The organism is Nocardioides sp. LMS-CY, assembly GCF_018732145.1.
GTDB classification, from domain to species: Bacteria; Actinomycetota; Actinomycetes; order Propionibacteriales; family Nocardioidaceae; genus Nocardioides; species Nocardioides soli.
Genome location: NZ_CP076104.1, coordinates 4,848,124 through 4,870,088 on the forward strand (window position 1 = coordinate 4,848,124; position 21,965 = coordinate 4,870,088).

General features: G+C 71.6%; 18 protein-coding genes. 3 read left to right on the forward strand and 15 right to left on the reverse strand.

Features of this window, described 5'->3' with window-relative positions; genetic code table 11:
* Nucleotides 1-60 precede the first annotated feature (60 nt).
* On the reverse strand, nt 61-2,433 hold the full coding sequence (locus KM427_RS22955; RefSeq protein WP_252274785.1) for an arylsulfatase: 2,373 nt from the start codon (nt 2,431-2,433) through the stop codon (nt 61-63).
* Nucleotides 2,434-2,886: 453 nt separating this feature from the next.
* Here KM427_RS22955 and KM427_RS22960 point away from each other — a divergent pair, with 453 nt between their 5' ends.
* On the forward strand, nt 2,887-4,344 hold the full coding sequence (locus KM427_RS22960) for a hypothetical protein (protein WP_215525432.1): 1,458 nt from the start codon (nt 2,887-2,889) through the stop codon (nt 4,342-4,344).
* 131 nt (nt 4,345-4,475) lie between these two features.
* Here KM427_RS22960 and KM427_RS22965 read toward each other — a convergent pair whose 3' ends face one another.
* The 5 genes from KM427_RS22965 to KM427_RS22985 all read right to left on the reverse strand — a co-directional run bounded on the left by KM427_RS22965 (nt 4,476) and on the right by KM427_RS22985 (nt 9,948).
* Entirely contained in the window at nt 4,476-6,065 is a 1,590-nt protein-coding gene (locus tag KM427_RS22965) for a CocE/NonD family hydrolase (protein WP_215525433.1), read from the reverse strand.
* 2 nt (nt 6,066-6,067) lie between these two features.
* Nucleotides 6,068-6,274: a ferredoxin gene (locus KM427_RS22970; RefSeq protein WP_183592092.1), complete on the reverse strand. Its 207-nt coding sequence runs from the start codon at nt 6,272-6,274 to the stop codon at nt 6,068-6,070.
* Nucleotides 6,275-6,336: 62 nt separating this feature from the next.
* Entirely contained in the window at nt 6,337-7,575 is a 1,239-nt protein-coding gene (locus KM427_RS22975) for a cytochrome P450 (RefSeq protein WP_183592093.1), read from the reverse strand.
* A gap of 103 nt (nt 7,576-7,678) precedes the next feature.
* On the reverse strand, nt 7,679-8,881 hold the full coding sequence (locus KM427_RS22980; protein ID WP_215525434.1) for an NAD(P)/FAD-dependent oxidoreductase: 1,203 nt from the start codon (nt 8,879-8,881) through the stop codon (nt 7,679-7,681).
* Nucleotides 8,878-9,948, reverse strand: coding sequence for an alcohol dehydrogenase catalytic domain-containing protein (locus tag KM427_RS22985; protein ID WP_215525435.1), 1,071 nt, complete (start codon nt 9,946-9,948; stop codon nt 8,878-8,880). Before KM427_RS22985 ends, KM427_RS22980 begins: the two co-directional genes overlap by 4 nt.
* 250 nt (nt 9,949-10,198) lie before the next feature.
* On the opposite strand from KM427_RS22985, the gene KM427_RS22990 reads away from it, so the two are divergent.
* The gene (locus KM427_RS22990) at nt 10,199-11,200 is read left to right on the forward strand and encodes a LacI family DNA-binding transcriptional regulator (protein WP_215525436.1); all 1,002 of its coding nucleotides are present in this window, start codon (nt 10,199-10,201) and stop codon (nt 11,198-11,200) included.
* 5 nt (nt 11,201-11,205) lie between these two features.
* Here KM427_RS22990 and KM427_RS22995 read toward each other — a convergent pair whose 3' ends face one another.
* The 8 genes from KM427_RS22995 to KM427_RS23030 all read right to left on the reverse strand — a co-directional run bounded on the left by KM427_RS22995 (nt 11,206) and on the right by KM427_RS23030 (nt 19,504).
* On the reverse strand, nt 11,206-12,552 hold the full coding sequence (locus tag KM427_RS22995; RefSeq protein WP_215525437.1) for a sulfatase family protein: 1,347 nt from the start codon (nt 12,550-12,552) through the stop codon (nt 11,206-11,208).
* A 7-nt stretch (nt 12,553-12,559) separates the two neighbouring features.
* A complete protein-coding gene (locus tag KM427_RS23000; RefSeq protein WP_215525438.1) occupies nt 12,560-13,345 on the reverse strand; it encodes an ABC transporter permease in 786 nt (261 codons plus the stop codon).
* A 16-nt stretch (nt 13,346-13,361) separates the two neighbouring features.
* Entirely contained in the window at nt 13,362-14,153 is a 792-nt protein-coding gene (locus tag KM427_RS23005) for an ABC transporter ATP-binding protein (RefSeq protein ID WP_215525439.1), read from the reverse strand.
* Nucleotides 14,150-15,214, reverse strand: a complete 1,065-nt coding sequence (locus tag KM427_RS23010; RefSeq protein WP_215525440.1) for an ABC transporter substrate-binding protein — start codon at nt 15,212-15,214, stop codon at nt 14,150-14,152. Before KM427_RS23010 ends, KM427_RS23005 begins: the two co-directional genes overlap by 4 nt.
* Before the next feature lie 134 nt (nt 15,215-15,348).
* Nucleotides 15,349-16,368: a LacI family DNA-binding transcriptional regulator gene (locus tag KM427_RS23015; protein ID WP_215525441.1), complete on the reverse strand. Its 1,020-nt coding sequence runs from the start codon at nt 16,366-16,368 to the stop codon at nt 15,349-15,351.
* A gap of 210 nt (nt 16,369-16,578) precedes the next feature.
* Nucleotides 16,579-18,798 carry an arylsulfatase gene (locus KM427_RS23020; RefSeq protein ID WP_215525442.1) on the reverse strand — a complete coding sequence of 740 codons (2,220 nt, stop codon included), beginning with the start codon at nt 18,796-18,798 and terminating at the stop codon, nt 16,579-16,581.
* Nucleotides 18,799-18,863: 65 nt separating this feature from the next.
* On the reverse strand, nt 18,864-19,139 hold the full coding sequence (locus KM427_RS23025; protein ID WP_183592103.1) for a DUF202 domain-containing protein: 276 nt from the start codon (nt 19,137-19,139) through the stop codon (nt 18,864-18,866).
* A complete protein-coding gene (locus KM427_RS23030; RefSeq protein WP_215525443.1) occupies nt 19,139-19,504 on the reverse strand; it encodes a YidH family protein in 366 nt (121 codons plus the stop codon). Before KM427_RS23030 ends, KM427_RS23025 begins: the two co-directional genes overlap by 1 nt.
* A 91-nt stretch (nt 19,505-19,595) precedes the next feature.
* On the opposite strand from KM427_RS23030, the gene KM427_RS23035 reads away from it, so the two are divergent.
* Complete coding sequence (locus tag KM427_RS23035) at nt 19,596-20,879, forward strand: thymidine phosphorylase (RefSeq protein ID WP_215525444.1); 1,284 nt, start codon at nt 19,596-19,598, stop codon at nt 20,877-20,879.
* Between the two features lie 8 nt (nt 20,880-20,887).
* On the opposite strand, the gene KM427_RS23040 is transcribed toward KM427_RS23035, so the two are convergent.
* Entirely contained in the window at nt 20,888-21,808 is a 921-nt protein-coding gene (locus KM427_RS23040; RefSeq protein WP_215525445.1) for a nucleotide exchange factor GrpE, read from the reverse strand.
* Nucleotides 21,809-21,965: the final 157 nt, after the last annotated feature.

Genomic DNA, 21,965 nt, shown 5'->3' on the forward strand with positions numbered 1-21,965 from the left:
GGTCCTCGTCACGCCCCCATTCTGACCCGTGCCGATCGGCCGGGTGGTCGCGGTCGGCGGCTACTCGCGCGCGAGCATCGCCGCCGCCTCGAGCTCGAGGTCGAGGTAGCTCTCCTCGCTCACGTCGACGGCGACGCCGAGCAGCTCCCCACCCGTGAACGGGAACGGGTTCGTGTAGTGGCGACTCACCGCGTCGGCGCTGTCGAACCCGACGCAGAGCCCGTCGCCGCACAGCGTGAACTTGCCGACCTGGGCCCGCATCGGTCCCTCGGCGACCACCTGGTCGTCGACGTAGAGCCGGCAGGTGCCGATCGACTCGCCGTGCTCGCCGGCGCTCTCGCGGGTGAACTCCATCCCGAGCGAGTGCGGACCGGCGGTGAGCGGCTCGGAGACGAACTCCTGCTCGGGCGGGATGCCGAGGAAGTTGTAGACGTAGTGGAGCTTGTTCTCCTTGAGGAACAGCGCGTGGCCGCCGAACCGCGAGCCGTGCGCGAACAGCACTCCCTGGGCGCCGTCGTCGAGGCGCACGTCGGCGATGATCTTGAAGGACCGGCCGCGCACGCTGACGGCGACGCTCTCGGGCACCGCGCCGGTGTCGGGGTAGTAGACGTACCGGGTGCGCGGGGGCTCCGCCTGCGGGCGCTCGATCGTCAGCTGGTCGCGCGCCGAGCGGTCGTCGAGCGGCAGCACGTGGTTGCGCTCGGCCTCGGCGTTCCAGGCCTCGACGAGCTCCTGCAGCCGCTCCGGGTGGTCGGCGGCCACGTCGTTCGACTCCGAGCGGTCGGCGTCGACGTGGTAGAGCTCCCAGCGGTCCTCGTCGAACCGGCCGTGGCCGCTCAGCGGGGCGTGGATCGCGGACGCCTTCCAGCCGTCCTTCCAGATGCCGCGGGTGCCGAGCATGGCGTAGTACTGCACCTGCTTGCGGGTCGGCGCGTCGGGCGCGGCGTCGAAGCTGTAGCGCATCGACACACCGTCGAGCGGGCGCTGGGTCACGCCCCGGAACACCTCGGGCATCTCGAGGCCGATCACGTCGAGCATGGTCGCCACGATGTCCGTCGAGTGGTGGTACTGGTGCCGGATCTCGCCCCGGGCCTCGATCCCCTTCGGCCAGTGGATCACCATCGGGTCGCAGGTGCCGCCGGAGAACTGCGAGTAGCGCTTGAACATCTGGAACGGCGTCGAGAACGCCACCGCCCAGCCGGTCGGGTAGTGGTTGTAGGTCTCCGGCGAGCCCAGCACGTCGATCTTCGCGAGGTTCTCGGCGAGGTCGTCGGGGAAGCCGTTGAAGAACTTGTTCTCGTTGACCGAGCCGTCGGGCGAGCCCTCGCCCGACGCGCCGTTGTCGGCGCAGTAGAAGACCAGCGTGTTGTCGAGCTGGCCGGTCTCCTCGAGGTAGTCGACGATCCGGCCGATCTGCGCGTCGGTGTACTCGCTGAAACCGGCGAACACCTCGGCCATCCGGCTGAACAGCCGCTTCTCGTCTGCGGAGAGCGAGTCCCACGGCTTCACGTAGTCGGCGGGGTTGGCCTGGTCCTCGGGCATCGGGTTGAACGGCGTCAGCTCGGTGCCCGCGGGCATGATCCCGCGCTCGATCATCCGGGCGAGCATCCACTCGCGGTAGGCCTCGTAGCCGTCGTCGAAGACCCCCTGGTACTTGTCGATGTACTCCTGCGGCGCGTGATGCGGGGCGTGGTTGGCGCCCGGGCAGAACCACGTGAACCAGGGCTTCGACGGGTTCGACGACTGCTGGTCGCGGATCATCCGAATCGCCTGGTCGGCGAGGTCCTTCGAGAGGTGGTAGCCCTCCTCCGGCGAGTAGGGCTGCTCGATGAACCGGTTGTCCTCCACCAGGTCGGGGTACCAGTTGTTGGTCTCGCCGCCGAGGAAGCCGTAGAACCGGTCGAAGCCCATCGCCAACGGCCACTGCGACTTGCTGCCGCCCGACGAGACGTCCTCCTCGGGCACGTTGTGGTTCTTGCCGATCCAGAACGTCGAGTAGCCGTTCTGCTGGAGCACCTGTCCGATCGTCGCGCACTCCTCGGGGATGCGCCCGCAGAGGCCGGGGAACCCGTTCGTGCCCTCCATGATGTTGCCCATGCCGTTCGCGTGATGGTTGCGGCCGGTCAGGAACGTCGAGCGCGTGGGCGAGCACAGCGCCGTGGTGTGCCACTGCGTGTAGGTGAGGCCGTTGGCGGCGAGCCGGTCCATGGTCGGCATGTTGATGCGCCCGCCGTACGGCGACCACGACGCCATGCCGGTGTCGTCGTACAGGATCACCAGGATGTTGGGGGCCCCCTCGGGCGCGCGTGTGAGCTCGTACGGCGACCAGTCCGCCACCGAGTCGCGCACGTCGAGGCTGACCTTCCCTGCGAAGCCCTTGCTCATCCCAGTGCCCATCCCGTTGCCCATCCCGTTGCCCTCCCGCTTCCTCACCGTCGGCGTCCCGGTCGCCCGGACGCCTTCCAGCGTCGACCCGGCGTCGCGCCCCTGACACACCCGAATCGGGTGAGGAACGCGAGCCGGTCGGCCGCCGTTCCATAGTCCGATCGGGTACCGCAAACAGGGGAAGTCGGGTCCGGGTCGCACCGAACGGGACCCAACCGGAGCCGTCGGGCTCTACCGTCCTCGACATCCCGGACCCCACCGTGGGAGGACGTCGCGATGCACCATCCGCTGGTCAGGCGCACCCGGATCGCCCCAGGTGTCCGGGTGGGTGTCCGGGTGCGTGTCCTCGTGGGTGTCCTGGTGGGCGTCCTGGCGGCACCGACCGCGGAAGCCGCGGTTCCAGGGGCCTCTCGTTCCACCGGCTCGCACGCGGCTCGCGCGTCGGCTGCCACGACCACGTTGACGCCGTCCACGTACTTCACCTCCGTGGTGGACGCGTCCATGGTCGAGTTCCAGGGCTACACGTACTTCTTCGCCGACGACGACGTCCACGGGCGAGAGCTGTGGCGCAGCGACGGCACCGCGGCGGGCACCACCCTGTTCGCCGACCTGACACCGGGTGACGCCAGCTCGGACACGACGTTCGGGGCCGGTCCGACCGAGATGGTCGCAACCCGTAACCGGCTCTACTTCCTGACCGGCTCGATCCCGTACACGCTGTGGTACACCGACGGCACCTCGCCGCCTCGGGCGGCGAGCACCTCGGTGCCATACTTCCGATCCGGCCTGGTCGCCGACACCGACGGTGTCTTCATCGTGAATGCCGCCTCCCTGTACGGCATGAGGGACACCGAGTCGTCGTTGCGCGAACTGGGCGGCAAGAGCGCCTTCTACAACGTCGGGATCCAGGGCGCCGCGCTCGACGGGGTCGTGTACTACGCGAACTCGACGGGCGGCAACGACTTCGAGCTGTGGCGCTCCGACCTCACCGCGGCCGGCACCAGCCGCCTCTCCGAGATCCGGGCCGGCAGTGCGTCGTCCGAGCCGCTGCTGTTCATGGCCACGTCGACACACGTCTACTTCGTCGCCGACGACGGATACCACGGCCGGGAGCTGTGGGTCACCGACGGCACCGCCGACGGCACCAGGCGGCTCACCGACCTCGCCACGGGCACGCGCGACACGGCGTTCGGGTCGTTCAGCATCGCCGGTGACCGTCTCTACTTCACCGCCACCCGGCAGGGCGCGCAACGGACCACGCTGTGGCGCACGACGGGTTCGACCCCGACCGCGGTCGGCGACCTCACGAACACCGCGACCGGCATCGCGCAGCCCTTCGCCGACCGGGCGGTGGTATCGCAGAACTTCGAGCTGTGGGCGGCCCGGCCCGGCGACCGCGGGGGCCTGAACCTGCTCAGCAGCACCTACAACCGATCCCCGGTGGTCACCCACCGCGGGCATCTCTACTTCCGCGGATGGACCGATCGCTACGCGGGCGACCGGTCGTCGATCTACCGGTCGACGGGAACCGCCGCCGGCACCGTCGCGGTCTGGACCTCGTCGAGCTACCCCCAGTTCCTCAGCCCGGCGGGGCGGAACCTGATGTACTTCGTCACCGAGTCCGGGCTCGGGTACCGCCTTCGCTTCTACGTCCCACGGCCGGTGACCACGAAGCTCCGGGTGCGGTTGAACCGCACGACCTACGTCGTCGGGACCAAGCCCCGGGTGCAGGCCACGGCGGTCGTCAGCGGCGTCGCGCTGGGGCGGGTGACCTTCTACGACGGCCGCAAGAAGCTGCGGACGGTGACGGTGCGCGACGGGCGCGCCTCGGTTCGCCTGACGGCCCGGCCGAGCGTCGGCAAGCACCGGATCCGGGGCCGGCTCGCTCCGACATCGCTGACCACCGCGGCACAGGGCAGCGCAGTCGTCACGGTCAAGAAAGCCGTCAGGAGTCGCTAGCGAAGCTAGGTTCGTCGGGGCTCGAGCCGGCCCTCCGGCTTCGACCCGGCACGTCCAGCAGGGCCGATCGCGGTCGACCGCGGTGGGCTGGGGCCGTGATCGCTCGTCGCCGGCCGGACCCCGATGCTGCGCTACGGCAGACCCTCGACGGTCCGGAGGGTGAGGTCGGTGAGGACGATCCGCTGGTCGGACCTCTCGGCCGGGCTCGGGAGGTGTCGGTCCGCGGGCCCCGCGATCCAGGCGTCGGCCTGCGCGACGGGGAGGTAGCGGGGGTAGGCCTCCTGGGCGAGGATCAGCACCCACGAGCGGTCGCCGCCCGCTCCGCCGGCATCCCGATGGCAGGCCGGGCCGAGATCCAGGAGCAGCGGCTCCGGCCCTCCCGATCCGGCGTCGTGCCCGACGGGCCGGGCGGCGACGCCCTCCGCGACGCGGAGGATCCGGCCGTCCGGCTGCTCCTGAGCCAGGGTGGCGACGATCCGCGCAGCGCCGTTCCACCGGACCTCGCCGGCGAGCTCCAGCGACCCGGCCACCTCGTCGGCATCGAACCTCACCACGACGACGTCGTCGCGCTCGGTGGTCGCCCGCTCGTCGGGGAAGTCGGCCGCGAGCGAGCCCCAGACGAAGGTCTCGCCGCTGTCGGGGAGGTCCGGGAGGGGCGCCGGAGCGGGCACCACGACCGGCTCGTCGAACCGGGCGACGGCGACGTCACCCGGCACCGGTGGCCAGTGCGCTGACTGGAACGCCTGTCCCCGTTGGTCCTGATAGGTGACCCGCGGACCCCGTCGTCCGGTCGCGCCGTCCACCGCCGCCAGCAGGTGCGGCAGGTTGCGTCGGTAGCAGCCCACGAGGGAGCTCGCCCGGTCGGCCTGGGTCGACGCCCGGCGGAGCGCCGCCTCCCAGGGGTTGCCGAGATGATCGGTCGGGGCGAGCTCGAGGTGGTGCGCCTGCCCGGGACGCGATGCGGCGGCGGACCTGAACTCCTCGATCGTCCCGCGCGCCAACGGGTCCCAGTAGCCGGTCCACAGCACGATCGGCACGTCGGCCACACCGGCGCACCGGTCCGTCAGCCCACCGGCGAGCTCGGTGTCGCCGTCGCGATCGATCGGGACCGAGCGCAGCTCTCGGAGGGCGCTCAGGTCCGCGCCGCGGGTGTCGACGTCGGTGACGTCCGAGACCCGTCCCCAGTCGTCGATCGCCCACGGCAGGGTCTCGGGGAGTGCGCGCTGGCCGAACGACATGGCGATCCACTCGGCATTGAGCTGGAGCCGGAAGGCGCGGTCGCGGTACAGCCAGTCCGTCACCACCCGCGAGGTCGTCATGCCGGCCATCACGCCGATGATCGACGGATGCCGGCTCGCCGCGGCCGTGAGCGCCGTGAATCCGCAGTAGGACTCGCCGGTCGGGACCAGCCGGCCCGTGGACCAGGGCTGCTCGGCGATCCACTCGACCAGGTCGCGCCCGTCGTCGAGCTCCTGCCGGAAGGGGCGGCACTGGCCTTCGGAGTCGAACTTCCCCCGCACGTCCTGGGAGACGAGGACGTGTCCGAGGCTCGTGAGGTACGCGGCGAGCTCGGGCACCGCGTCGAAGCCACCGCGACGCCCGTACGGCGTGCGGAGCACGAAGGTGAGGCCTTCGGGGCGCGGTCCGTCAGCCGGTAGATGGACGTCGGTCGCCAGCCGCACCCCGTCTCGGGTCGGCGCCTGCTCCGTGTGGCTGCGCACGGTCACGCCGGGCGCAGCGCGATGGCCCGCTCGGGGCACGCGGCGATGGCCTTGCGGACCTCGTCGAGCTGCCCCTCCGGAACCTCGTCCAGCAGCGGTACGGCGATGCCGTCGTCATCGAGGTCGAAGAGGTCCGGCCAGCCGAAGAAGCACAGCCCATGGCCCTTGCAGGCCGGGACGTCGACGACGAGGTGCTGGGGGTTGCTCATGCTCATTCCTTGCTCCAGAGAGACTGGTTGCCGAGACGGGGTGCGTTGCGGCCGCCCACGGGTCAGCCGGCGTGCCCGGGAGAGGTCACCGGGACCGCCCGGTAGCCCCAGATCACGAAGGCGCCGGTGCGCTCCGGGGCTTCGGCGAGCTGCAGGTCGGGCACCAGGCGGGCCAGGTTCGCGAAGCTGGCCTCCAGCTCGACACGCGCCAGCGGGGAGCCCAGACAGGCGTGGACGCCGCCGCCGAAGTTCACGTGCCGCGACGCGCCCTCGCGGGTGATGTCGAGCTCGCGCGGCCGCTCGAAGACGCGCGGGTCCCCGTTCGCCGCGCCGTAGAGCATCGCGATCCGCGAGCCCCAGGGCAGCTCGACCCCGCCGACCTCGATGCCCTCGTCGAGGACCCAGCGCTCGAAGAGCTGCAGCGGCGGGTCGAAGCGGATCAGCTCCTCGACCGCCTGGCGCGCGGGCACCTCTCCCGACGTGACGAGGCGCCACTGGTCGGGGTGCTCGATCATCGTCGTCATCCCGTTGCCGGTGGTGTTGACCGTGGCCTCGTGCCCGGCGTTGAGGAGCACGATGATCGTGGAGACGAGCTCCTCGTCGGTCAGTCTCTCGCCCTCGACGTCCGCCTGGACCAGCCTGGAGACGAGGTCGTCGGCCGGGTTCCTCCGCTTGTGGTCGATCAGGTCCTGCGCCGCGCGGATGAAGTCGCCGGCGGACCGGTCCGCCTCGACGGCCTCCTCCGGCGTGGTGTTGACCTCGTACATCTTGACCATCGCGTGCGCCCAGTGCAGGAACATCGCCTCGTGGGCCCGCTCGGCGCCCAGGAGCTCGCAGATGATCGACACCGAGTAGGGCTGCGCGTAGTCGGTCAGCAGGTCGAACTGCGGCCGCTCGCGCAGGTCGACCAGGAGCTCCTCGGAGCGCTTGGCCGCGGGCTCCCGGAGGCCCAGCACCGTCTTCGGCGTGAACGCCGACGAGACCAGGCTCCGGATGCGGGTGTGGGCGGGGGGCTCCAGCTCCAGGAGGCTCCACTTCTCGGCCTGCCAGAAGTTGCGCCAGCGCGGGTCCTGGGGCGGCCGGCCGAACTCCTCGTCGGTGAACCGCTGGCGGTAGCTACGACCGAGACCGGGGTTGCGCTGGCACGCGAAGACGTCCTCGTGGCGGGTGATCAGCCAGCGATCCATCGCCGGCGCGTACGCGACGGGCGTCGACTCCCGCAGCGCGTCCAGGTGCGGATAGGGGTCGCCGAGGACCTCGGGGCGGGTCGGGTCGAAGTCGGTGGTCGGTGCGTGGTTCACGGCGTTGCTCCGGTCGGTAGGTCGTGCGAGTGGCTGGCCCGGGACGGCGGGGCGGTGCCCGCGACTGCGGGTCGTCGGGGCTCCGTCTCCGTCATGCGGTCGGTCATGCGCCGACACGCTTCGAGGACTCGGCGAGCGCGGTGCTCAGGGTCCGTCGCATCAGCATCGCGTCGCGGGCCCGGTTGATCGTCGCCCCGCCGACGAGGTCGTCGCCGAGCCGGAACGCGACGACGATCGAGTCGGCGTCGCGATGCTCGACGTGGGTCGTGGCGCCGTCGAGGAGGCGACCTACGGTCTGGATCTTCAGGTCCAGCTGGTCGGACCACACGTAGGGCACATGGAGGAACGGGGCCGGGGCGTGGCCGGCCAGGTCGGCGACGAGGTTCGCACCCGCACACGCGCCCTGCTCGCGCGCGGTCGTCCAGTGCGCGATCCGCAACCGACGCCCGTAGAGATGGCTGTAGGAGCTGGCGACGTCCCCGCAGGCGTAGATCCCGGGCAGGTCGGTCCGGCAGTACCCGTCGACCTCCACGCCGTCGGACAGGTCCAGCCCGGTGGCCGCGAGGAGGTCGGCGGCGGGCTCGACGCCGATGCTCAGGACGACGAGGTCGGCCTCGACCGCGCCACCGTCGAGCAGCCGGACCTCGGCGCGGCCTCTGCCCGCGGGCACGACGTCGCGGACCCGGGCGCCGAGTCGGAGCTCGCACCCGGCGGCGCGGTGGCGGTCGAGCACGAATCCGGCCACGTCGGCTCCCACGGCCGACCCGAGGGGCAGCTCGCTCACCTCGACGACCGTGCAGCGCTTGCCGAGGGCGACGACCGCCGCGGCGACCTCGAGCCCGACGAATCCGCCGCCGATGATCACGACGTCGTTCGCGTCGCCGAGGTCCGCGCGCAGCCGGAGCGCGTCGCCGGACGTCTGCAGGACGTGGCTGCGGACCTCCGGGCTGATGGGGAACGGGGCGCGACGAGGGCGGGTGCCGGTGGCCACCACCACGCCGTCGTAGGTCGTCGTGGCCGCGTCGGTGGTGACCGTCCGGTCCGCATCCACGGCCCGCACGGCGTGCCCCAGGCGCAGGTCGACGTCCAGGTCGGCCCAGTCCTGGTCGGACCTGAGCGCGATCGCGTCGACCTCCTGGGTCCCGCTCAGGAGGCCCTTGGAGAGCGGCGGCCGGTCGTAGGGCCGCACCGACTGCGCGTCGTAGAGGTGGACCTCGCCCTCGAAGCCGGCGCCGCGCACGGCCTCGGCCGCGGCTACTCCCGCGACCGACGCCCCGAGCACGGCGATCCTGGACCCCTGGCTCATTGCTGCGGGTCCACCAGCACGAAGCCGGACACCTGGAAGTCCTCCATGCGACCGAGCGCCTCGGGCAGCTCTCCGAGTCCGAGCCGCTCGGTGACGAGCTCCTCGGGACGCCCCCGACCCGCGGCCACGAGGGCGAGCAGCTCGTCGTACGCCGGGTGCGGGTTGCCGGTCACGCCGAGGAAGGACAGCTCCTTCGCGACGATGAGGTCCACCGGCACCTCGATCGCCCCGGAGTCGGCGGGGCCCGTCATGCCCACCTGCACGTGGCGGCCGCCGACGTCGAGGGAGCGCACCGACGCCTGGGTCGTCGCGGCGGTCGCGACCCCGTCGAGCGACACCGCGACGCCACCGCCGCTGAGGTCGACGACCGCCTCGACCAGGTCGCCCGGGTCGCCCAGGTCGGCCGAGTCGAGGACCAGCTCCGCACCCGCCTCCCGGGCGAGCTCGAGCCGCTCCCGGCCCCGGTCGATCGCGATCACGCGGCCGCCGTACGCGGCGGCGATCTGGACCGCGGAGAGGCCGATGCCGCCGGCCGCGCCGTACACCGCGACCCACTCGCCGACGCGCACGCCGGCGATGCGCCGCACCGCGCTGTAGGCGGTCATGTAGCGGCAGCCGAGCGCGGCGCCGGTGGCGTCGCTGACGGCGTCGGGCAGCGCGATGCAGTTGACGTCGGCGACCGGCACGGCCATCAGCTCCGCGAAGCTCCCGTCCACCCCGCCCCCGAGGAACCGGAGCCTCCGGCACAGGTTGCCGCGCCCCTGGCGGCACTGGTCGCAGTGACCGCAGGCGAGGTGGAACGGCACGATCACCCGGTCGCCGACCTCGAAGCCACGCACCTGCGGGCCGGCCGCCACGACGACCCCGGCGACCTCGTGGCCGGGGATGAGCGGCAGGTCGAAGCTGGTGCCCAGCCACGCCCAGTCGCCCCGGGCGACGTGCAGATCGCTGCGGCAGACCCCGGTCGCGCCGACGCGGATGATCACGCCGTCGTCGTCCAGGACGGGATCGGGCACCTCCTGCACCTGCAGGGGCTTGCCGTGCTCGACCAGTACTGCCGCTCGCATGGGTCTCCTCGATCGTGAGGGGTGGGTGAGAACGCCGTCGAGGCTAGGTCTCTCATTGCCGCGAAGTCAAGCGCTTGACTCAAGCGGTGCATGAACTTTGACAGCCAGACATCAAGCGGTTGATGATCGGCCGACCGAGCGAGCGCCGCCGGCCCCGCGGGCGGGCGCGCTCTGCCAGAATGTGCCCGACACGACGGGAGGTCGGGTGGAGTCGGCAGCGAGCAGTCCAGGCGGTCCGGGACGGCAGCGGGTGACCGCGAAGGAGGTCGCCGACGCCGCGCAGGTGTCGACGTCCGTCGTCTCCCTCGTGCTCAACGGCAAGCACACCGGCCGGGTCGGTGCCGCGACCCGCGAGAAGGTGCTGGCGGCCGCCGACGAGCTCGGCTACCGCATCGACGGCCGCGGCCGCAGCCTCGCGACCGGACGCACGGGGATCATCGGGTACGCCGCGCCCGACGTGAACCCGTTCTTCGCCGTCGTCCAGACCGGCCTTCTGCGCGAGCTCAACCCCGACTACCAGGTGATCACGGTCGCCACCGACCTGCAGAGCTCGGCGGCGCGCGCCAACCTCTCGCAGATGCTGGCGCTCGGACCCGACGCCCTGGTCGTCTCCACGGTCGAGCCGGAGCGGATCCGCGAGCTACGACCCCGGTGCCCGGTGCTGATCCTCGACGCTCCCGAGGTCGAGTCGGACTACCCACGTATCAACGTCGACGTGGACCGATCCGCAGCGGAGCTCGCGCGCTACCTCACCGGCCTCGGCCACCGGCGGTTCGCCTACCTCGACCTCCAGGGCGGCTCACGCACGATCCACGCGCGTCGCAACGCGTTCGTCGAGACGGTCCGGGCGTCGTCACCCGAGTGCGAGGTCGTGCACGCCGAGTCCCCGGTCGACGCCGAGGCGGCCCGGGCGCTGGTGCGCGACCGGTGGCTGGCCTGGTCGCGCATGGGCATCACGGCCGTCGCCTGCGGATCCGATCCCCAGGCCTTCGGCACGATCGCCGCCCTGCACGACCTGGGCGTCGACGTTCCCGCCGAGGTGTCGGTCGTCGGCGCCGACGACCAGTCCTTCTCGACGATCGTCCAGCCCGCGCTCACCACCGTGCGCATCCCGGCCCTGGAGATGGGACGGCGTGCGGGGTCCGTGGTGCGGCGGATGCTGACCGAGGACGTGCCCGTGGAGGTCGAGATCCTCGAGACGGAGCTGGTCGTCCGCGACTCAGCGGGACCGCCGCCGGGTGCGCCGCGCTGACGCCGTCAGGTCATCGCCCACTTCACGTTGTCGTCGAGGAGGTCGCTCGCGCCCGCGCGCCGGAAGCCCTCGGACTCGTAGTAGTCGAAGTCCCGGCCGCCCGTCGCGACCCACCAGGAGTCGAGTGCGCCGGCGAGCGACGCGACGACGTCCGCGTGGTCGGGCTCGTCGACGACGTTCCGCTGCTCGGACGGGTCCGACCGCAGGTCGTAGAGCTCGAGCGAGCGGTCGGGTCCGTAGTACTGCACCAGCTTCCACTCGCGGGTCCGGACCAGGCGGAAGGGGTGCACGCCCCAGTAGGCGGCGTAGTGCTGGGCGAAGACCATCTCCGGCGCGGCCTCCCCCGAGCCGGAGGCGACGAGCGACGGCATCGGCAGCCGACTGCGTGCGTGCCAGGCGCCCGTGCGAGTGACGCCGGCGAGGTCGAGCAGGGTGGCCGGGATCGCGACGTTGCTGACGAGGTCGTCGACCACGCCGAGGTCCGGCGAGTCGACGCCCTTGACGATCAACGGGACCCGGAACAGCTCGTCGTAGGGCAGCGTGCCCTTGAGCCGCATCCCGTGGGCGCCCATCAGGTCGCCGTGGTCGGAGGTGAAGGCCACGACGGTGTCGTCCCAGGCACCGGCCTCCCGGAGGCCGGCGACGATCTCGCCGACCAGCGAGTCCAGGTGGGCGATCATCGAGAGGTAGCGACGCACCTCGTCGTCGTACCGCCCCTCGGTCATCGCTCCCTCGTCGGACCGCTGCCGACGCAGCTGGAACTCCGGACGGCCGTCGAGCGGGTCCCGCATGGATGCCGGCCGAGCGAAGGACTCCTGCGCGGGCTCGAACCCGGGGACCAGCTCGAACGGCGGGTGCGGCTCGTGGAACGAGACGGTGAGGAAGAACGGCTGGCCCGGAGGGGCGCTGCGGATGAAGTCGCAGGCATCCGCGGCGATGGACCGGTCGACCTCGGCGAGCCCGCCCACGACCCCGCCATGGTCCTCGACCACGTCGTACCCCAGGCGCTGGAGCGGGAAGCCGAGATGGCTCTTCCCGAAGTACGCCGTGCGGTAGCCGGCCCGCGCGAACGCCTGACCGACGGTGTCGTGGGTGTCGTCGACGTGGCCGGCGTGGTCGAAGAAGCCGTAGTTGGTCATCACGCCGGCCTCGTGCGGATGCAGCCCGGTGAGCAACGACGTGCGCGAGGGCGTGCACTGGGGGTTGGACACGAAGCAGTGGGAGAAGTCCACACCCGCCTCGGCCAGGCCGTCCAGGTGCGGCGTCGACGACTCGGGGTCGAGACGGCCCTGACGCCGGTACTGCATCTGATCGCTGAGGATCAGGATCACATTGCGCCGACGGGTACTCATCGCGGCGTCACTTCCACCGCACGACGAGCCGCTTGAGCAGGGCGATGAGCAGCACACCGGCGACCGCGAGGGCGGACGAGACCGCCATGGCGGCGTACAGGAACGGCGTCCGGAAGTCGTAGGTCGCCTGGATGATCAGGTTGCCGAGGCCCTTCTCCGACCCGATCCACTCCGCGACGATCGCGCCCAGGACGCACGACGTCGCGGCGATCTCGAGCGAGGAGAAGAGGAACGGCAGCGCGGCGTACCAGCGGGCCTTGAAGAAGATCTCCCAGGGCCGGGCCGACAGCACCTTCATCAGCTCGATGGTCTGCGGATCGACCGACTTCAGGCCGACGACCATGTTGACCAGCGTCGGGAAGAAGCAGATCAGGGCGGCGATCAGGACCTTCGAGCTGATGCCGTTGCCGAACATGATCACGAAGACCGGAGCGACCGCGATGATCGGGATCGTCCGCAGCGCGACCGACACGGGATAGAACGCCCGGTAGACCAGGTCGCTGTAGACGAAGCAGACCGCGAGCAGGATCGCGACGCCGTTGCCGAGCAGGAAGCCGAGGAACGCCTCGGTCGCCGTCGGCCACAGGTTGTCGATCAGGATCTGCCGGTTCTCGACGAGCGCGGTCCATACGTCGGAGGGCGCCGGCACGAGGTAGATCGGCACCGCGAACACGCGGACGGTCAGCTCCCACAGCGCGATGACGAGCGCCGCGCCGGCGAACGGGATGAGCACGCGCCCGAACGGAACGCCGGACTTCGCGCGGGCTCGGTTGCGGGTTGCGGTCACAGACATGGTGGTCATTCCTCTGTCACCTCTGGGAGTCGAGGGCGCGGCGGAGGTGGGACACGATCCGGTTGAACTCGGGCGTCTCGCGCAGGCCGACGTCGCGCGGGTAGGGCATCGGCACATCCACCACCTCGTGGACGCGGCCGGGATTCGCGGCCATCACCACGATCCGCTGAGCGAGGAACACGGCCTCGGGGATGCTGTGCGTCACGAAGAGGACGGTCGCCCGGGACCGCTGCCAGATGTCGAGGAGCTCGACGTTGAGGCGGTCCCGGGTGATCTCGTCGAGGGCCCCGAACGGCTCGTCCATGAGCAGCAGCCGCGGGTCGGTGACCAGGGCGCGGGCGATCGAGGCGCGCTGTCGCATGCCGCCGCTGAGCTGCGACGGATAGGCGCCGGCGGCGTCGGTGAGGCCGACCAGGGCCAGGGCCTCCTCGGGGGTCAGTCCGGTCATCTGCCGGGAGCGGCGCGGGCCGACGGTGGCCGGCAGCCGCACGTTGTCGATGACCTTCTTCCACGGCAGCAGCGCGGAGTCCTGGAACACGAAGCCGACGTCGCGCGCCACCCTGGCCTGACGCGGCGGTCCACCGAGCACCTCCGCGGTGCCCGTCGCCGGCGCCAACAGGTCGCTGACCACCCGCAGCAGCGTCGACTTCCCGCAGCCGGACGGACCGAGGAGGGCGACGAACTCGCCGTCGGCCACGTCGAGGTCGACGCCGCGCAGGGCGGTGAAGGGCTTGCCGTCCCGGACGAACTCCACCGAGATGTCCGCGAGCCGGACCGCCGAGCCGGCGAGGGCGGGCGCCGCGGTCACTTCGAGCTCTCCGCACCCAGGTCGGCCGCCTCCAGCACGTCCATCGTGTACATGTCCTGGGGAGCGAGGTCGTCCTTGATGATGCCGAAGGACTGGAAGTCGGCGACGGTGCTCTTCCACATCGCCTCGTCCATCCAGCCGAACCCGTGGGTGGTCGCCTCGCCGCTCATCACGTAGTCGGGCAGGTACTCCGTCAGCTGCTCGAGCTGCAGGTCGCGGTTGAGGGCCGGGTTGATGTCCATCAGGATGTCGACCGTCTCCTCGGGGTGCTCGAAGGCGTAGGCCCAGCCCTTGGCCGAGGCCTGCACGAAGGCGGTGAGGTCGGCGGTGTCGCCGCTCAGGGTGTCGTCGGTCGCGACGTAGTAGTTCGACTGGAACCGGGTGCCGTTCTCGAACAGCATCAGCTTGCTCAGCCCGAAGGACTCCGCGGGCGCGATCTGCTCGAGGTTGATCTCCCACGCGGAGAGCACGTCGACCTGTCCCTGGGTGAGCGGGGTGAAGTCGGCTCCGATCGTGACGGTCTTGACGTCCGAGAGCTGCATCCCGTTGTTCTGCAGCATCGACTCCAGCAACGCCTCGCCGCCGACCTGGATGCCGATGGTCTTGCCCTTGAGGTCGGCGACCGACCTGATCTTCTCGCTCTCGAGCGAGAAGTAGGCCAGCGGCGCCTTCTGCATCGCGGCCCCGAACGCCTTCACCGGGATGTCCTCGTTGCGCGCGAGCATCAGCGTCGGCGCGTAGGTCACGCCGACCTCGGCCTTGCCGGCGGCGACCAGCTGCACCGGGTTGGCGTTGGGACCACCGGGGGTGAGGTGCACCTCGAGCCCGGCGTCCTCGTAGAAGCCCTTCGCCTCGGCGACGTACTCGCCGGCGCCCTGGACGTTCGGGAGCCAGGCCATCTGGACCTCCATGGAGGAGCCCTCGCTGGCCGACTTGGCGGTCTCCCGGTCACCACACGAGCTCAAGGCTGCCGCCGCGACGAGCACCGCCGCCGCGACGAGCGCGACGCGACGGGCGCGGGTCGCCTGCGAGCCCGAGCGCTTGAAAAGGATTCCCACCATGCCGTTGCTCCTTGGGAGTGAGACCTGCTCTACTGAAATCGATTTCAGGATTCAAACCGGTGAACCCGTCGCTGTCAAGGGTCCCGGCGGTCGAGACCGTGGCGAAGATCGGGGATCGCCGGTCCCGGGGCGTGTCAGGCCACGGGTTCGTGGTCGCGGGGCGACGCGCTCGACTCCCGCACGACCAGCTCGAAGGCGAGCTGGATGTCGTCGTCGACCGGGCGACCCTCGATCGCACCGATGACGGTACGCGCGGCGGCCCGGCCGTACTCCGCGAGGTCGCACCCGATGGTGCTCAACGACGGCGAGACGAAGTCGGCGGTCGGCACGGACTCGCAGGAGATGAGCGCGACGTCCCCGGGCACCGACAGGCCGGCCTCGGCGAGGCCGCGGAGCGCGCCGATCGCGATCGGCGTGTTCGCCGCGACGACACCGTCGATCCGCTCGCCCCCGGCGAGGAGGCCGCGGATCGCCTCACGCGCCGGGGCCAGCTGGAAGGCCGCGTCGACGACGGCGAGATGGGCGCCCGCCCCGTCGGCGGCATCGCGCACCCCCGACTCCACCATCTGGCTGTACGGACTCCTGCCGGCGCCCGCATAGACCAGGTGGCGACGGCCCTGCTCGACGAGGTGCCGTATGGCGTGGTCGCCCATGGCGCGGTAGTCCATCGCCACGCGCGGCACCTTCAGGTCCGGAACGCCCTGCACGGTGGAGACCACGGCGACCCCGGAGGCGACGAGCTTCCCGATGGCCGCGCTCACCTCGGGATCGGTGATGTCCTCCGCCGTGGCGATCACCACCCCGTCGACGTTCCGCCTCACGATGGAGCGCAGGAAGTCCAGGAGGCGGTCGCGCCGATGGTCGAGGTCGCCGAGGAGCAGCGAGTACCCGGCGGCCTCCGCCTCGGTCGCCACCGACTTGGCCAAGGTGCCGTGGAACGACTGGGAGATGTCGCCGACGAGCAGCGCGATCGACCGGCTCGACCCCGTGCGCAGGCTGCGCGCCGAGGCGCTCGGCTCGAAGCCGAGTTCCTGAATGGCGGCCAGCACCTTCTCCCGCTTCGCCGCGACCACGATCTCGGGGCGGTTCAGGACGCGCGAGACCGTCGCGGGTGACACCCCGGCGAGCCGCGCGACGTCCGAGATCGTGGTCATGATCAGGGAATGCTAGTGGTCATCGCCGTTGATTACGTCGGGGTATCCGTGCTCAGGGTGCGTGCCTCGCAAGGCGGCGCGACGGCATACCTGGTTGTCTACCGAGCGTCGCCAACGCGGCGAGGTGCGTGCACTGGGTGCGTAGACCCTTGGTGAATCAACGGCGATGGCCACTAGTGCCTGCCGGATGGCCGACAGGTCGCAGTCGGCTCACTCGATGTGCTCCAGCGCGGCCGCGATCTCGGCGATCGGCGGGCGGTCGTGGTAGGTCAGCCTGACGCTGCGGAGCACCCCGGCCGAGAACGGGTTCTCGCCCTGGTAGCCGGTGCCCACCTGGCTGACCGGGTCGCGCCCGATGTCGGCTCCCCAAAAGGAGAGATGCGCGCTGGTGGTCTCGATGTCCGCGGAGCCCGCGTCGGCGCCGGACACGACCAGCGTCGCCCGCGAGGCCCGGCTGTCCGGATCGCGCTCCAGCCGGACGCCCAGCTCGCAGTCGCCGGTCGGGAGCGGCGAGACCGAGCGCACCTCGACGTCGCTCCCGAACCCGTGGTGCTCGAAGACCAGCCGCCCGTCGGCGACGTACAGCACGTACCCGCGGCCCGCCGACCCGCTCGCGAAGAGGACGCCCTGGTGATCGGCGCGGTAGCCCGCCAGGCAGGCGACCAGCTCGAAGGAGCGCTCCGAGCCGGTCAGTCCGGTCGCGAACGGGATGTGCCCGGTCCGGGCGGGCAGCTCCAGGCTCTTGCGCGCGGTCTGGCCGAACGGCGAGCGGAAGCCGAGCAGCTCCACGAGCGGCCGGTCGTCGAGGGGCAGGACATCGTGGCGACGCGCCTCCTCCCACCAGCAGTCGATCAGCTCGCGGAGCAGCTCCGGATGCTGCTCGGCGACATCGGTGGACTCGCTGGGGTCGGCGACGGTGTCGTAGAGCCGCCAGGTGTCGGCGTCGTAGTCGGACCCCGGCTCGTGGACCGTCACGGCCTTCCAGCCGTCGCGCCACAGGGCCCGGTGCCCCAGCATCTCCCAGTACTGGGTGCGGCGCTGAGCGGGCGCACTCGGGTCGACGAACGTCGGTCGGAAGGAGGCACCGTGGGTCGCGCACCGGTCGCCCAGCCCGACGAGCTCGAGCACGGTGGGCATCACGTCGACGACGTGGACGAACTGCGTGCGGACCTCGCCGTCGCCGGCCGCCCCTGCCGGTGGCGCGACGATCAGCGGTGAGCGCACGCCACCCAGGTCGACGTACTGCTTGTACTTGCGGAACGGCGCGTTGCCCACACCCGCCCAGCCCTCCGGGTAGTGCGCCGGGCCGTCCGGGCCGCCGAGCAGCTCGAGCCGCTGCACCTGTGCCTCGACCGGCTCGCTCAGGCCCGAGTAGGGCCAGTTGCAGTCGACGGCGCCGTGCGTGCCGCCTTCGCGGCTCGCACCGTTGTCGGACATGACGAGGACGAGCGTGTTCTGGCGGCGGCCGAACTCCTCCAGCACCGCGAGCAGCCTGCCGAACTGGGCATCGGTGTGCTCCATCATGCCGGCGTAGGTGGCCTGCAGATGGGTGTAGAGCCGCTGCCGCTCGGGGGACAGCTCGGCCCACGCGGGCACGTTGGGGTCCCGCTCGGTCAGCCGGGCGTGCTCCGGGAGCACCCCCAGCTCCACCTGGCGACGCAGCCGTCGCTCGCGCTCGACGTCCCAGCCGTCGGCGAAGACCTCGACGTACGGCTCGATGTAGGAGCGGGGCGCCTGCATCGGAGCGTGCGCGGCGCCGAAGGCCACCTGCAGGAAGAACGGGTCGTCCGGCCGGAAGGCGACGTGGTTGGCGAGAAAGGTGGCCGCCTGGTCGACGAGGTCCTCGGAGAGGTGATAGCCGGGTCGATCCGGCGGCGGGACCTGACGGTTGTCCTCGTAGAGCTCGGGGAAGTACTGATCGGTGCATCCGTCGAGGAAGCCGTAGAACCGGTCGAACCCGCGGGCGAGCGGCCAGTCCCGATGCGGCCCGGCGGGCGTGACCTCGTGGTGTGGCGTCAGGTGCCACTTCCCCACCAGGTAGGTGCCGTAGCCGTGCTCCTGCAGCACCGCCGGCAGCATCGGGACGTCGGCGCTCACCCGCCCTCGCGAGTTCGGGAAGCCCGTGTCGGCGTCGGAGAGGAACCGCATGCCCACGCTGTGGTGGTTGAGCCCCGTCAGCAGGGATGCCCGGGTCGGCGAGCACAGCGGGGTCACATGGAAGTTCGTGTATCGGAGCCCGGCGGCCGCGAGCGAGTCGAAGTGCGGCGTCCGGATCGGTGACCCGAAGCAGCCGAAGTCCGACCAGCCGACGTCGTCGAGCACCACGATCACCACGTCGGGAGCCGAGCCCGGCACGCCGGGCCTCGGCGGCCAGTGCGGCTGCGACTCCGCCACCGTCCGACCGACGACCCCGGCAAAGCTCTCCGCCACACCAACCTCCTTGAAATCGATTTCAGAATCGTGCCGCAATCCCCTTCCCGCCGCAACCCCGGCCGTCAGGTCGCGGCGGCGACGCCGGCCACCGCGGCCACCGCGGCGGCGACCAGCAGCAGGTCGGTCCCGTCTCGTCGTGGCGAGCGAACCACCGCCAGGAGACCGGCGGGCACCGCGACCGCGAGAGCGGCGACCGCCAGCAGGAGCTGGAACCAGCCACCGGGCCGCGCCTCGACGACGAGATGGATCGACGAGAACACCGCCGCGAGCGCCGCGAGCCGGGTCCGGCTGCGCGAGAGCGCCGTCCGCTCCGCGGCGAGCCCCGGATCGGCCGCCATCAGTGCCACTCCCCGATCGCCAGGACGACGAGCCCGGCCGCCAGCAGGACCGCGATCGCCGTCGCACCCATCGGAGCGGGCAGCCCGCGCTCGAGCCGCAGGGCACGTTCGGCGCGGGCCCAGCGGAGCCAGCCGACCAGGCACGCCACCGAGGCGAGGGCGAGCAGCACCCGACCGATCGCGGCGTCGAGCTGTCCCCCGGCCAGACTGCGCAGGGCGTAGCCGAGCGCCGACACGGCGATGGCCGTCCGGATCCAGGCCAGGAACGTGCGCTCGTTCGCCAGCGTGAAGCGCGGATCCGGCTCGCCGCCGCTGCCGTAGACCCACCTCGGTCGCCGTTCGACCTCCTCGACCCGCCGCATCATGGTGCCCAACTCCGTTCCGAACCTTGGCGTGAAATCGATTTCAGCATACGCTGCGTCGACCCCCGCACCTCAAGCACGAAGGAGACCGCCCATGCGTCATGACGCCGTCGAGGTGATCGCCGCGAAGCGTGACCGGTTGGAGTTGAGCGACAGCCAGATCGATTGGGTGATCGATGCCTACACGCGGGGTGGGGTGGCCGATGAGCAGATGTCGGCGTTGTTGATGGCGATCCTGCTCAACGGGATGGGCCGGCGGGAGGTCTCGCGGTGGACCGGGGCGATGATCGCCTCGGGGGAGCGGATGGACTTCTCGGGGCTGTCGTGGCCGACCGCGGACAAGCACTCGACCGGTGGGGTGGGCGACAAGATCACGCTGCCGTTGGCGCCACTGGTCGCGGCGTGTGGGGTGGCGGTGCCGCAGCTGTCGGGGCGGGGGCTGGGCCACACCGGTGGCACGCTGGACAAGCTGGAGTCGATCCCGGGCTGGCGGGCGGGGCTGTCGAACCAGGAGATGCTCGCCCAGCTGGAGTCGGTCGGTGCGGTGATCTGCGCGGCCGGGGACGGGCTGGCCCCGGCGGACAAGAAGCTCTACGCGCTGCGCGACGTGACCGGCACGGTCGAGGCGATCCCGCTGATCGCCTCCTCGATCATGTCGAAGAAGATCGCCGAGGGCACCGGCGCGCTGGTGCTCGACGTCAAGGTCGGCACCGGCGCGTTCATGAAGTCCCTCGACTCCGCCCGCGAGCTCGCCGAGACCATGGTCGCGCTCGGACAGGACGCGGGGGTGCGCACGGTGGCGCTGCTCACCGACATGACCACCCCGCTCGGCTACACCGCCGGCAACGGCATCGAGGTCGCCGAGTCCGTCGAGGTACTCGCCGGCGGCGGACCCGCCGACGTGGTGGAACTGACGGTGGCGCTGGCCCGCGAGATGCTCACCAGCGCCGGCCGCGGCGACGTCGACCCGGCCGACAAGCTCGCCGACGGGACCGCCATGGACACCTGGCGACAGATGATCCGCGCCCAAGGCGGCGACCCCGACGCCCCGCTCCCCACCGCCCGCGAGACCCACACCGTGACCGCACCCACCTCGGGGGTGTTGACCCGACTGGACGCCATGGCCGTCGGCCTGGCCGCCTGGCGCCTCGGCGCCGGCCGGGCCCGCAAAGAAGACCCCGTCCAGGCCGGCGCCGGCGTGACCTGGCACGCCCGCCCCGGCGACCCCATCACCACCGGCCAACCCCTGTTCACCCTCCACACCGACGACCCCGACCGCATCGACCGCGCCCAGACCTCCCTCGACCACGGCTACGACATCGCACCCACCGACACGCCGTACCAGCCCACCCCCCTCATCCACGACCGCATCGGCTGAGTCGGGACTCAATCTCCCAGCGCGGTCTCGATCCGGGTCTGGACGGCGTCCAGGGCCTCCTGCGCGGGGCCCGGTGTCGTGGTCATCGCCTCGACGTCCTGCCGGGCGCGCCGCACCGCGTCCCGGAGCTCCAGGGCTCGGGCGCGGTCGGTGTCGTCGCGGCCGCGGGAGGCCAGAGCGGTCAGCTGGTCCTCGGCCTCGGTGACGCGGGCCGCGTTGCTCGCGGTCCAGGCACCGAGGTCGTGCCGGAGCTCGGGCACGAGCTGCCTGCCGAACCAGGCCACCTCGGCCTCGGACGCCGCCAGGTCGGCGGCCCACGATGCCCGCCGCCGGTGCCGGACGAGCAGCGGCACGCCGATCGCGAGGAGCAGGGCGACGGCGCCCAGCACCCACCACAGCCAGGTAGGTACACCGTCGTCCGTCGTGTCGTCCGTCTCGGCGTCCATCTCGGCGTCCGTCTCGGCGTCGGCGGAGGCAGGCGGCTCGCTGGCCGGCGCGGTCGACGGGGCGTCCGTCGTGGGCGTCGGCGTCAGCGTGGGAGTCGGCGTGGAGGTCGGGCTGTCGGTGACGGTGATCGTGGCAGTCGGCCGGGGCGTCCGGTCCGGAGATCGGGACGGACGCTCGGTGGGCGTCCGCGAGGGGGTCGGTCCATCCGAGGCCTCCGGGCTGCTCGGGGTGGAGTCGCTCGGGGTGCTCGGGGTGCTCGGGCTGGTGGCGGACTCGCTCGGCAGCGCCGAGGCCTCCGGAGTGTCGCTCGCCCCGGGAGATCCGCTCGGGAGCGCCGGGGTCCGGGTCGGCGTGCGCGTCGGCTCCACGCTCGGCGTCCGGGTCGGCGACGGCAGGCCGGTGCCGTCGCCCTCACCGCCGCAGCCGGCCAGCACCACCAGGAACGCACACGCCATCGCGGCCACGGAGCATCGCAACCTCATGCGCCGGAAGGTAGGGGTCCGGAGGAGAGGGGCACACCACCCCCGAACGGGTGGTGATCTCCGGCCGCGGGCAGGTCGATGACATCCGGAGCGGCGGCCCCGCTCCCCTGCGTGGCAGATCGGTGCGCGACGGGCGTCGCGAGCCATCCGGCTCGCG

Coding starts and splice junctions, on each gene's coding strand:
- KM427_RS23000 (WP_215525438.1), bottom strand. CDS start 13,345: ATGTCTGTGACCGCAACCCGCAACCGAGCCCGCGCGAAGTCCGGCGTT.
- KM427_RS22970 (WP_183592092.1), bottom strand. CDS start 6,274: ATGAGCAACCCCCAGCACCTCGTCGTCGACGTCCCGGCCTGCAAGGGC.
- KM427_RS23040 (WP_215525445.1), bottom strand. CDS start 21,808: ATGAGGTTGCGATGCTCCGTGGCCGCGATGGCGTGTGCGTTCCTGGTG.
- KM427_RS22985 (WP_215525435.1), bottom strand. CDS start 9,948: ATGCGAGCGGCAGTACTGGTCGAGCACGGCAAGCCCCTGCAGGTGCAG.
- KM427_RS23025 (WP_183592103.1), bottom strand. CDS start 19,139: ATGGCGGCCGATCCGGGGCTCGCCGCGGAGCGGACGGCGCTCTCGCGC.
- KM427_RS22995 (WP_215525437.1), bottom strand. CDS start 12,552: ATGAGTACCCGTCGGCGCAATGTGATCCTGATCCTCAGCGATCAGATG.
- KM427_RS23030 (WP_215525443.1), bottom strand. CDS start 19,504: ATGATGCGGCGGGTCGAGGAGGTCGAACGGCGACCGAGGTGGGTCTAC.
- KM427_RS23015 (WP_215525441.1), bottom strand. CDS start 16,368: ATGACCACGATCTCGGACGTCGCGCGGCTCGCCGGGGTGTCACCCGCG.
- KM427_RS23035 (WP_215525444.1), top strand. CDS start 19,596: ATGCGTCATGACGCCGTCGAGGTGATCGCCGCGAAGCGTGACCGGTTG.
- KM427_RS22980 (WP_215525434.1), bottom strand. CDS start 8,881: ATGAGCCAGGGGTCCAGGATCGCCGTGCTCGGGGCGTCGGTCGCGGGA.
- KM427_RS22960 (WP_215525432.1), top strand. CDS start 2,887: ATGGTCGAGTTCCAGGGCTACACGTACTTCTTCGCCGACGACGACGTC.
- KM427_RS23010 (WP_215525440.1), bottom strand. CDS start 15,214: ATGGTGGGAATCCTTTTCAAGCGCTCGGGCTCGCAGGCGACCCGCGCC.